Consider the following 2,980-nt stretch of genomic DNA (forward strand, 5'->3'; position numbering starts at 1 on the left):
CCCGGGCATGCGTCCTGCCCTGATGGGCCGCATCGCCCCCACTGGCGATGATGCAGGCATGCCCATCCACGACTGGCACGAACAGGAACGTCCCCGCGAGAAGCTGATCGCACGCGGCCCCGCCACGCTGTCCGACGCAGAACTGCTGGCACTGTTCCTCGGCTCCGGCTTCGGTGGACGCGATGCGGTGCAGACCGCGCGCGACCTGCTGCAGGCGCACGGTCCCCTGCGTGTGCTGCTGGACCGCCCGGCCCGCGAGGCGGCCGCCGAGGTGCGGGGGCTGCTCCTGACGGAGGCGCCGCAGGTCGCCGCGATCGCCGCGCCGTGAGCCTCGCGCGCCGTCCGTCGCCGGGCGACGACCGGTTCCGTCCGCCGCGAAACCGCGGGGACCGGAAGACGAGGGCCGTGGCCGCCCCCGGCACCGGTGAGGATGCGCGGCGCCCGCCGGAGCCGGCGCCGCGGCAAGCCGAGGCTGCACCCCTGATCCGGATCAGGGGCGTCGCCGCTGCCCGGCCGGGGCCGTTTCGGAGCGGACGCGTCCACGCGTCCCTCTCTTCGACGGATCATGGGCTTGCCCGGAATCCGCATCGCTTGCGTGCCCGATTCCGCGTACCCCCGGGTCGGGCGGGCCCGATTTTGGGGGGGCGGGAAGATCCGAGCGGTGCCCGGGCCGTCTCCCGGCCCGGGCGTCGTCTCACGCCGCCTCGAGCAGGCGGCGGGCGATGACCTGGGCCTGGATCTCAGCCGCGCCCTCGAAGATCGAGAGGATGCGGGCGTCGCAGAGCACGCGGCTGACGGCGTACTCGAGCGCGAAGCCGTTGCCGCCGTGGATCTGCAGGGCGTTGTCGGCCGCCGCCCAGGCGACGCGGGCGCCGAGGAGCTTCGCCATGCCGGCCTCGAGGTCGCAGCGCTTGCCCTCGTCCTTCTCGCGGGCCGAGAAGTAGGTGAGCTGGCGGGCGATGTTGATCTCCACCGCCATCATCGCGAGCTTGTCGGCGACCCGCGGGAAGCTGATCAGGGCTTTTCCGAACTGCATCCGCTCCTCGGCGTAGCGCAGGCCGAGGTCGAGGGCCGACTGGGCGACGCCGATGGCGCGGGCCGCGGTCTGGATGCGGGCGGACTCGAAGGTCTGCATCAGCTGGGCGAAGCCCTTGCCCTCGACCTCGCCGAGGAGGTTGTTGCCCGGCACCTCGAAGTTCTCGAAGGCGAGCTCGTACTCCTTCATGCCGCGGTAGCCGAGCACGTGGATCTCGCCGCCGGTGAGGCCCTCGACCGGGAACGGCTCCGCGTCGGTGCCGCGGGGCTTCTCGGCGATCAGCATCGAGAGGCCGCGGTGGCCCTTCTCCTCGGGCTTGGTGCGGACCAGCACCGTCATGATGTCGGCGCGGACGGGATGGGTGATCCAGGTCTTGTTGCCGGAGATCTTCCAGGTCTCGCCGTCCTTCACCGCCTTGGTGCGCAGCGAGGCGAGGTCCGAGCCGGTGTTCGGCTCGGTGAACACGGCCGTCGGCAGGATGTCGCCCGAGGCGATCTTGGGCAGGAAGCGCTGCTTCTGCTCCTCGGTGCCGCCGCACAGGATCAGCTCGGCGGCGATCTCCGAGCGGGTGCCGAGGGAGCCGACGCCGATATAGGCGCGCGACAGCTCCTCGGAGACGACGCACATCGAGATCTTCGGCAGGCCCATGCCGCCGTATTCCTCCGGGATCGTCAGGCCGAAGACGCCGAGCTCGGCCATCTTGGTGACGATCTCCATCGGGATGTAGTCGTTCTTCAGGTGCCACTCGTGCGCTTGGGACACCACCTCGGCCTTGCCGAAGCGGCGCATCTCGGAGCGGATCGCCTCCATGTCCTCGTCGAGGCCGGAATCGCCGACGGTGGCCGACGCCACGCCGTCCCGGATCTTCTGGACCAGGGCGGCGCGGTTCTCCGGGGTGTTGCCGTCGGCGATCAGCGCCTCGACCGCGTCGGTGCGGAACTGCTGCACCTCGCGGGCGGTGAGCCCGAGCGAGCCGACCGGGCGCACCATCTCGCCCTGGCTCATCGGGATGCCCGAGACCATCTGCTCGAGGTACTCGCCCGCGCCGATCTTCACGAGCAGCGTCTCGGTCTCGCCGAGGCGGCCGGCCGCGCGCAGGTTGGCGGCGTAGGTGCCGAGCTCGCGCACCGCCTCGCCGTAGGTGGCGATCCAGGCGAGGCCGTGGGCGGCGTGCTGCTCGGCCTCCAGCTTGGCGGCGTCGACCTTGCCGTCCGTGCCCAGCACGCGGGTGCGGACCCGGCGGGTCGCCTCGGCGACGAGACGTTTCGCGGATTCGCCGGCGGCCTGCGTGAGGGCGACGAGATCCTGCGGCTCGGGCTGGAAGGCGGGCGAAGCGGACATGGCTGGCACTTTCGTCTGAACGTTTCCGGTTGCGAGCAATATAGGCCCGATCCACCGGGACGTAGCAAATTCTTGAGGCTCGGAGCCGCAATTCGTCTTGAATTTTCTATCCAGTCGCGTGCAATTTTCCTCAACGCCGCAACCGGTTGGCGAAACCGGCGCGCCGTGGCGGGTGCCGTCGCCGCGCCCTCTCGCCTAGCCCCGGTTCGCCACCGCGACGCCGATCGCGGCCACCGCCATGCCGGCGACCTGGAGCCCGGTCAGCGCCTCGCCGAACATCAGGTAGGCCATGGTCGCCGAGACCGGCGGCACCAGGAACAGCAGCGCCGAGACGCCGGCCACCGCGCCGCGCCGGATCAGCACGAGCAGCAGCAGGATCCCGGCGACGGAGCTGACCAGCACCGACCACGCCATCCCGAGCCAGACCGGCAGCAGCGGCGGCACGGCGAGGCCGTCGCCCGACAGCAGCGCCAGCGGCACCGCGACGCCGCAGGCGCCGACGAACTGCAGGGTCGCGGTGGCCAGCAGGTCGGCGTCGGCGCCGGTGCGCTTCTGCCAGAGCGTGCCGAGCGTGATCGCGGCGACCGCGCCGGCGCCGACGCC

3 protein-coding genes are annotated in these 2,980 nt (G+C 71.6%); 1 reads left to right on the forward strand and 2 read right to left on the reverse strand.

Features of this window, described 5'->3' with window-relative positions; all coding sequences use genetic code 11:
- Nucleotides 1-328: UPF0758 domain-containing protein (locus FV230_RS30395; RefSeq protein ID WP_246695021.1), on the forward strand; the 328-nt coding region annotated here is incomplete at its 5' end.
- A 366-nt stretch (nucleotides 329-694) separates the two neighbouring features.
- Here FV230_RS30395 and FV230_RS26675 read toward each other — a convergent pair.
- A complete protein-coding gene (locus FV230_RS26675; RefSeq protein WP_147844524.1) occupies nucleotides 695-2,377 on the reverse strand; it encodes an acyl-CoA dehydrogenase family protein in 1,683 nt (560 codons plus the stop codon).
- A gap of 195 nt (nucleotides 2,378-2,572) precedes the next feature.
- Nucleotides 2,573-2,980, reverse strand: a 408-nt coding sequence (locus tag FV230_RS26680; RefSeq protein ID WP_147844525.1) for an EamA family transporter, incomplete at its 5' end; no start/stop codon positions are given.

Origin of the sequence: Methylobacterium sp. WL6 (assembly GCF_008040095.1) — a bacterium.
Lineage (GTDB): Bacteria > Pseudomonadota > Alphaproteobacteria > Rhizobiales > Beijerinckiaceae > Methylobacterium.